The sequence below is a fragment of the Kaarinaea lacus genome, from assembly GCF_975902315.1.
Window position 1 is genome coordinate 1 of sequence record NZ_CDLKIE010000178.1, and the last position, 8,185, is coordinate 8,185.

An 8,185-nucleotide genomic window follows, 5' to 3' on the forward strand; every position below is an offset into this window, starting at 1 on the left:
AGTAACATACCATTTGTGATGCCTGGATATTTTGCAAGGAAAACAGTTAGCTAGTATGAGCTGCTGTTTTATGGTGCAAGGTACTTCGCCTCTTAATTGCACATCATGCACTACAAAAGTACATAAAAATAATAGGTCGGCGCTGTTATTATTCTGCCGACTACCGTTAATTGATGCTAATATTTCACCTTAACAGTACATCACTTAATTTTAATGAATTAGTTACAGGTATGGATTTCATCCCCGGAGAAATCAGCGGTTATTGGAGGATAGCGCTTGTTGTAGGTATTGCTGTTTGCGTACATATTATTGTTTGGCTGATACGCAAACTGCATACATACGTCAGTACCGTCAAGTTGCATCACTCGCTATCAAAAACACGAACGTTGGCAGGTTTAGTGGCCAGTGTGTCGATATTCGCCGTTTATTTTGTTGCCATTGGCATTGTCCTTTCTGAGTTTGGTATCTCCTTAACAGCCTATTTCGCCAGTGCATCTATTATTGGTGTGGCTGTTGCGTTTGGATCCCAGGGTATGGTGCAGGATATCGTCAGTGGCCTGACTATTATTATTACAGACCTTTTTGAAATTGATGATATGGTCGAAATAGCCGGTCAGGCAGGGGTGGTGAAGTCGATTACCATGCGTTTTACCGTCATTGAAAATGCGATGGGCGCGGAAGTCTTCATTCCTAATCGCAGTGTCAACAATGTCATTAATTTTCCCAAAGGATATCTGCGCTGTATTGCTGATATAACGCTTTCACAAGACAACAAATTTGCTGAACAACAAAAACAACTGGTCGCATCGATACTTGATTCTATCTACGAGCAGTATCCCGGTATTTTTCGCCGGCCACCGGGTATTGAAGGTATCCAGACCACCTCTGCAGGAAGAACTTATCTTCGCGTCAAGTTTCGCATATGGCCGGGGCGTGGCGGACCCATAGAAACTAACTTCAAGCAGGAAGTGCTGCAATCCATGAAAGCCATCGATCCCAGTTATGCCGACTGGATGATTAGCATTAATTATGAGGTGGAACAAAAAAGATAGGTTGGTTACGTGTGTATTTCATCCTGGAGACTATTCTGTCTTCTCAACATTTACTGCAATGTATTTCAGGATCACGCTGACGTTGTTCAATAAGTTGCATATACATCAACGCACATCATCTTCTAATACATCCGAATTGCGCTGAAAATAATTTATGTGAAGGTTTAAATATAGCTATTGTGGCGCGTGCATGTTGTACAGGTAATCATTGTCTAAGTAAATATCCATCATGATGTTGGGATGTATTATTGTTAATCAAAAGGTGGCTGCTAACAGTCCCAGGCGGATCTCTCGTTGAGAAATAGTTAAAGGCTCAAAAATACTGATTGCAGTCGTTCAATGTTTGCGATCGGTTGAAATCGCACTAGTAAGCGGACATTCACCAATCATTCCACAAAGCAGCCTCATATGTAGCATTCCAATTAGTGCCACTTAATCAGTAAGTTACAACCCTTCTAGGGCCCACGTAATGTTAACGACTATCTGGTAAAATAGTGCCTGTTTAATATATTAGAATAATCGTATATGAGGGAGATAGTTTGTATAACAAGTTTATTGTAGGTTGCCTGTTGTGGGTTATGTTGGCTGTAGCACACGCTGATCCTGACAGTGAACGTGTGGTCAGGCAGTTTTTAAGCAAAATGGCCACCAATAGCTCGACACCTGAAGTTGCTCCAACGATTAAGAACACATTGAGATCGTATATTTCGGAACGTTCCTTTAAACAGTTGGGTATTTCTAGTGGTACTAATCTAGAAATTGATACGTTGGTTTTTGACCATTTTGAAATCACTGGCTCATTTGGCCCTTATGTTGAGGTGCGTGCACACAATTGGGTATGCGCATCAAAACCCACTTGTGCTTTCCCGTATTACACCGTTCGAATTAAAACTGAAAAGGTGCTGGGGAAAAGCAAAATCGTCCCATCTAATATACTTTCATCAAAGTATAGTCCTCAAAAATACATTCAATGGCACTGGGTGATAATAGATAACAATTATGAGAATCAGGCAAGAGTTCAGTTACACGTGCTTAAGAAAACCACAAACAGCAACCGGTATATTGAATTTGTTAAAGAATTTTTTAGTCTGGTGACAGCAGATAATTTCAAGAAAACATCTACAGCTGAGAAGTTACGCTATATTGATCCACAGTTCCTGATAAACATCAATGTTCATCCCGCCAATGTTCGATTTCCTCAATACACTTTTAAAAAATTCAAGGTGGTCGATGCATTTGACAACTATGTGGATGTCAGTGTGGATATATCTGGGTGCATAAATGCTGGTAACTGTTTTGGACAACAGGTCTATCGAGTAAAAATTAAAGAAACGAATAATCAATTAGGTATCGTGCCTTCTGCGCTAAATAAACGATTCATGACTATTGATTTTTGGTGGACGGAAATAGAAGGGCATTACGAAAAACCCAAAGATCTTTCAAAATACTTTCAATAATATTGATTCGTTAATAAGAATAATGCACCTTCAGTTGAATTATGCAATGTAGAAAATTCTCATAACTCGGCCAGAAAATTATAATTGGTTTTATAGGAAAGAAAATGAGAATACTCGGTATCATATTAATATTAGTAAATATCATTGTTTCATGTGGCTACCTTCCTGACAGCCTGACACAGGAGGACATCGACCAATATTTAAACGCTTATGAAAAATTGACAAATGTATCAACTGAGATAGAAAACGCTAAAACCAGGAGTAATTCGGTTAGTATTTTTACATGTTCAGAGTGCCGTGAAATTATGAGAAAAGCGGTGATGGAAGCAGGCTATTCTGGACTTAAAGAATTTATGTTAGTGGATTTACGGATGAGCTATACAATGCGTTATGTAGCCTATTTGAAAATAACAGAAATTGTAGGAGATTTATCTGAAGATATACCGGTTGAAGACCTATGTAACAACCCACAACTAAGAAAAAATATTGATAAAGCACAAAGAGAAAAGGTAGATAAGCATTGTAGGCAGGTGGTTGTATTTACGAGCTATATAGAAAAAATAGGAAGTTATTTTAAATATTTTGCAAAAGAAATGATGTCAAAAGGAGATATAGAATTAGTAGCGAAGAATTTCGAACGAATACATTCTTCATTAACCAACAAAAATTTAATCAAAGAATTAAATAGGTCTAACGGTGATTGGGACGATTAAGTTTTCACAAGGCGCATCTACACCAGTCATTGACAGGCAAGTATAAGCAATAAAGTAATTTACAACATACGAAAAATATTATGATCAAATTCAAAAATTATCTTACGGTATTTTTTCTTATTTTTGCCACTGTTTTTCCCCAATTGGCAGGTGCGAGTATTGAGCTAGGATTAAGCGCCTACAATCAGCGCGACTACGAATTGGCACTGAAAGAGTTAAAGCCTTTCGCTGATAAAGGCGATGAAAAAGCCATGTATGTGCTGGCAGAGATGTATTTTGGCGGTTTAGGTACGACAGTCAACAAACCATTGGCGGACGAATTGTATTTGGCGGCTGCCAATAAAGGGCACATAAGAGCTCAGTATAAAATTGGACTTCGCTATTTGTATGGGGCAGGTCAATTCGAGAAAGACTATAAAAAAGCCGCTAATTGGCTAACGAGAGCCGCCGGTGCAGGCGATGAAAGTGCGCAATTTGATTTAGCGATCATGTATCTAAACGGCGAAGGCGTTGATAAAGATTTTAAAGCGGCTACAGGCTGGTTGCAAAAGGCTGCCTACAAGGGACATGTTATTGCCCGATATGAATATGGACGTAACCTGGCGTTAGGTCGTGGTGTCGATCGAAATATCATAACCGGTACTGCGTGGATGCTTGTTTCTTTGGTGCAAGGCAATAGCCGCGCAGCTGACACAGTGGAAAAAATACGCCTCACCTTGACGAGCGATCAAATAAAGCAAGTCCAAAACATGGCCACCGATATCGTTCTCCTTGATATGAAGCAGAGAAATAGCACTTCACATCCGGACTACAAAGCGGCACAAGCACTTGCGACCACATTCAAGCTACGCTCAGGTTCCTTGAAAATAGGCGAAACACCGCCTTTAACCATTTCTTTTTATTCCCCGAAGTTATCGAATCTGCAACATTTGGTCAGCCCGGATAAAAAGACATACGCAATCAAGGCATCCGGTTCAGAGGGTTTTAATTTGTCAATTTTTTCGGAAAAAGAGAACGAAAAGATCACCACCAATGAATCGTGCAGACAAAAATACTGGATAAAAGAAAAAGACCCTTTTAAAGATAGATTAACAAAAGAAACTATACTTTCTTTTAAACATTTGGAGATCGTGTTAAGAGAATATTCGCCTCTACAAATAAAAGGGCGCAATTCTAACACATATCATGGGAACGCCTATTTTTTTAAAAATGGTCGTTGTATTGACGTGCACGCCAGTCAAGTAATTAAAGATCGAAGTAGTCGTGCTGTTGTGGCCACGATGCTTAGCACGGTTTTGTATCAATGATCAAGACTTTGGTAAGCGTCATTCGTATTTGCAAATATTTCTGTGTCTGCTTATGACAGACAATGTACCTTACTTGGTAAAATTTAATTAGGCCGTTACAGTGCATTACTGCCGACAAGTGCCGTAAAACAGAATCTAAGGGCCTTTCTTCCGGGTCATACTGATTGCTGCCATTCAAGATTCTGTTGTCGAGGCCCCTGTTTATGTAGAGGCATCCGGTGTTGGTCTGTTAATGAGAAACAACAAACTCAACTGCGATTTATGCATCAATTTTAACGGGACTACATTGGTCAACAATACTTTAGCATCTAATACCTGCACCGGACGCGGTACGAATAGACCAGATGTTTTTGGTTGGTAATAGGAAACGTAATTTAATACATACAGCTAATGATTAAGGTTGCTGGCATGAGAAAATTCTATCTATTTATTCTAACAGGTTTATTAATATTTATGGCATACGCCCTGGAAGCATCCGATCCTGGAAGCACCAATGATATGCCAGCAATTATTGACTTGAGTCACGATGCTATGACTTTACGTTCTCTGGCTGAAGCAGAGAAAATTCTTAGCATTCTCGAATCCATTAAGAAAAATAACATTGAGGAAGCTGTTAAAGAGCTAGAATCAATCCTGGCGCTAAAATCATTCATGCTGCATGGTGGTAATAACTCAATTGTTAATAAAAATAAAGAAGATGAATTAAGCATAGATACGTTACAAAAATTAAAAGAATTTGAAAGGCGAACACAAAAGTACCATGAAAACTAGACAACTAATGATGGGTATAAAGAAATTGTGAATTGTAAGGAGAATATATGAGCGTTGTTCTATCTGTCGGATTTCTTGACGAGATGCGTCGTTGTGACGAAGAAGGGTATAAACACTATACAAAGGTATTCGAAGACATTTATAGTATTCTAGAAAAAAACCAAAAGCCCAGATATAAGGAGCCCAAATATATAGAGGGAGGTGGTTGGTGGGCCCAGGTAAACCCATCAGACGGCATTGCATATCTGCAGCGGTTAGCGGCGCATCTTTGGTGGAAAGAGAGTTTACCGGAACCTGCCATGTTCACTGAAGATTCTCCGCTAAACGATCCTGCGATCGATTATGAGCTTGAACTCTCTTTCACGGAAAGCGATTCAGCAAATAGTAAAGGTCAGAATTTCCAGCATTTAATATGTCATTCTCCCATGGGATTCTGGCTGCCAGTCAAATATAAAATGGTAGTATGGGAAAATAAAACCTCTTATGGCTCTTCTATTAATCTAAAAAAGGAATGTGAATGGATAGCACAATGGCTCGATTTGCCACTGGATATTCCATTAGACAATGAAGAACTCCAGGACGCATGTTCAAATCCTGGGAAATATCAGGATGGCTGGAAGCGGTTTGGCATTGAGTCTTATAATTGTTTGTTGTTACACGAAGCCTGTTCCAGATCCATTAAACTAAATTCCGCAATATGTCTTCACTAGTCTTGAGTGACTGCTTCTATCGAATTAATTGCCAGTACTAATGTCCACTCTGAGGGTAGTAGGAAAGTCCTCAAACAAATTAGCCAAGGTCCGAAATCGCCGCAAAGCAATCATCTATCTAGAATATATCAGTACCCACTTTTAATCATGGCAGACATTTGGCTAGCAAATATGCTGGTAATGCATGTAATCAAAATACGGCTTCTGATTGCTTCTCCTGTTTTACCTCCTGTTTATAGCTGTCCAGAGTAAAGTAGAATGTAGCACCTTGACCTACCGCGGCCTCCGCCCATATCGTGCCTCCGTGGCGATAGATGATTCGCGCCACAGTGGCCAATCCTATCCCGGTACCTTCGAACTCTTCGCCGTGCAGGCGCTGAAAAGCGCCAAATAATTTGCTAGCGTATTTCATGTCAAATCCTGCGCCGTTATCTTTAATAAAAAATGTGGTTTGGCCGTTCTGTTGCTTTTTGCCGATTTGTATGTAGGCGTTACTGGTCTTGCTGGTATATTTCCAGGCATTGCCCAATAGATTTTCCAGAGCGATTGTCAACAATGCCTGATCAGCGACAGTCTGGATGTTGTTCTCAATAACCCACTGGGTTTTTCTTTGTTCATCGGTTTGCTGTAAGCGAGACGCGATTGAGTTAGCAATCTGTGTAATATCAACCGTCACGGGTTTAAGTTCCGCTCGGGATATACGCGCCAGATCCAGGATATCGTCTATCAGTTCCGCCATGTACTTGCCTGCGCTGATTAGACGATCAAGATAAGTGACCTCGGTTGGACTTAATTTATGATTGGCGTCTTCCTGTAGTATCTGGCTGAAGCTGACTATGGTACGCAATGGTGCTCGTAAATCGTGGGCAATGGAATAACTGTAGGATTCAAGTTCTTTGTTGCTGATTTCCAGTTCTCGGGTACGTTCTGCGACAAGTTCCTCAAGATGAACTCTGTATTTATTCAGTTCTGCTTCAACCAGTTTTTGCTCGGAAATATCCCGTGCTATCGTCGAATAATAAGTTACCAAACCTGTCGTTGACTTATGAGCGATTAAGACCTGTGATACCGGGAATTTCTCATTCTGTCGGGTTAATAATACTGACTCACCATGCCATGCCCCAAGGGTTGCTGCCTGGGGGAGCGCTTTCTCTAAAATCATTTGCGCTACATCATCGGGATGGTACTCAGAAATGCGTTTATTACTGAGATCTTCATCCACACCGAATCCCAGTCTTTCTCTACCGGCTCGATTCAGGTAAATTGTTCGACCTTCAGCATCCGCAATTCCTACGATATCCGGAGTGGCCTCAATGATGCCCATCAAGCGTTGCTGATTTTCCAGTGCTTTTTTCCGCTCCGTAACATCGACAAAGGTGACAACCGCGCCTACGATTTGCTGCTCACGCAATATGGGAAAAGATGAATAATCTACCGGTATACTTTTGCCGTCCTTGCGCCACAAAACCTCATTCTCGATATGAACACCTTTGTGGTCGTTTAATGGCGCATAAATTTTGCATTCATCAACGGGGTACGGTGAGCCATCGGTACGCGTATGATGTATTAGCTTATGCATGTGCCTACCAAGCAACTCCTTATCGTCCTCGTAACCCAACAAACGCACGCAGGCAGGGTTAGCGAAAGTGCAATTCCCATCAGTGTCAACACCAAATATTGCCTCAGCCGTTGAATTCAGCAGCAATCTCACCTGAGCTTCGCTATCGCGCAATGCGTTATTACTCAGGTTTAAGCGTTCAATTAGATGCTGAATGGCTGACTCGACTTTTAAAATATCTTCGCTGGCTTTACCTTTCAATGACGGGAAATCGGTGCCCTGCAGTGGTCTGATCTTTTCGATATTGGTAACAAGTGTACGTAAAGGTTTAAGCAGATAACTTAATAGAACGAGTGTCAACACCAGCAACACAACCCCTAAAGCCAGACTGATGGCGAGGCTATTTTGGGCATTGTTCAGTAACTGATTATAAAAGGCGCGGTTATATTCAATGTGCAGCGTACCTATGAAATCCATAGTTGAAGTGGAAAAAATTGGCAGTTCTGATACAAACATTGCCTCGTCTGTTGCCACAATCCGTCTTTCAACAATTTCTCCATCAACTGTCGATATACTGATAGCTTCCAGTACCGGTTGTTTACTAATAGGGTCCCTAA

Annotated in this window: 7 protein-coding genes; 6 read left to right on the forward strand and 1 reads right to left on the reverse strand. The window is 40.8% G+C overall.

All coding sequences use genetic code 11. From position 1 onward, the window contains the following. Window positions 1–230 precede the first annotated feature (230 nt). The 6 genes from ACWVCM_RS05145 to ACWVCM_RS05170 all read left to right on the forward strand — a co-directional run bounded on the left by ACWVCM_RS05145 (window position 231) and on the right by ACWVCM_RS05170 (window position 6,010). A complete protein-coding gene (locus ACWVCM_RS05145) occupies window positions 231–1,052 on the forward strand; it encodes a mechanosensitive ion channel family protein (protein ID WP_455200647.1) in 822 nt (273 codons plus the stop codon). A 539-nt stretch (window positions 1,053–1,591) separates the two neighbouring features. After that, window positions 1,592–2,509: a hypothetical protein gene (locus ACWVCM_RS05150; protein ID WP_455200648.1), complete on the forward strand. Its 918-nt coding sequence runs from the start codon at window positions 1,592–1,594 to the stop codon at window positions 2,507–2,509. A 104-nt stretch (window positions 2,510–2,613) separates the two neighbouring features. Beyond that, window positions 2,614–3,222 (forward strand): hypothetical protein, encoded by a 609-nt coding sequence (locus ACWVCM_RS05155; protein ID WP_455200649.1) that lies wholly within the window; start codon window positions 2,614–2,616, stop codon window positions 3,220–3,222. Window positions 3,223–3,302: 80 nt separating this feature from the next. Next, window positions 3,303–4,529 carry a tetratricopeptide repeat protein gene (locus ACWVCM_RS05160; protein WP_455200650.1) on the forward strand — a complete coding sequence of 409 codons (1,227 nt, stop codon included), beginning with the start codon at window positions 3,303–3,305 and terminating at the stop codon, window positions 4,527–4,529. A gap of 408 nt (window positions 4,530–4,937) precedes the next feature. Then, on the forward strand, window positions 4,938–5,300 hold the full coding sequence (locus ACWVCM_RS05165) for a hypothetical protein (protein ID WP_455200651.1): 363 nt from the start codon (window positions 4,938–4,940) through the stop codon (window positions 5,298–5,300). Window positions 5,301–5,347: 47 nt separating this feature from the next. Beyond that, entirely contained in the window at window positions 5,348–6,010 is a 663-nt protein-coding gene (locus tag ACWVCM_RS05170; protein WP_455200652.1) for a hypothetical protein, read from the forward strand. A gap of 190 nt (window positions 6,011–6,200) precedes the next feature. Here the strand turns inward: ACWVCM_RS05170 and ACWVCM_RS05175 are convergent. After that, the coding region (locus tag ACWVCM_RS05175; RefSeq protein ID WP_455200653.1) for a PAS domain S-box protein at window positions 6,201–8,185 on the reverse strand (1,985 nt) is incomplete at its 5' end.

Bases quoted from the DNA above. Each gene is read 5' to 3' on its own strand.
- ACWVCM_RS05145 (WP_455200647.1), top strand. From the start codon at position 231: ATGGATTTCATCCCCGGAGAAATCAGCGGTTATTGGAGGATAGCGCTT.
- ACWVCM_RS05155 (WP_455200649.1), top strand. From the start codon at position 2,614: ATGAGAATACTCGGTATCATATTAATATTAGTAAATATCATTGTTTCA.
- ACWVCM_RS05160 (WP_455200650.1), top strand. From the start codon at position 3,303: ATGATCAAATTCAAAAATTATCTTACGGTATTTTTTCTTATTTTTGCC.
- ACWVCM_RS05165 (WP_455200651.1), top strand. From the start codon at position 4,938: ATGAGAAAATTCTATCTATTTATTCTAACAGGTTTATTAATATTTATG.
- ACWVCM_RS05170 (WP_455200652.1), top strand. From the start codon at position 5,348: ATGAGCGTTGTTCTATCTGTCGGATTTCTTGACGAGATGCGTCGTTGT.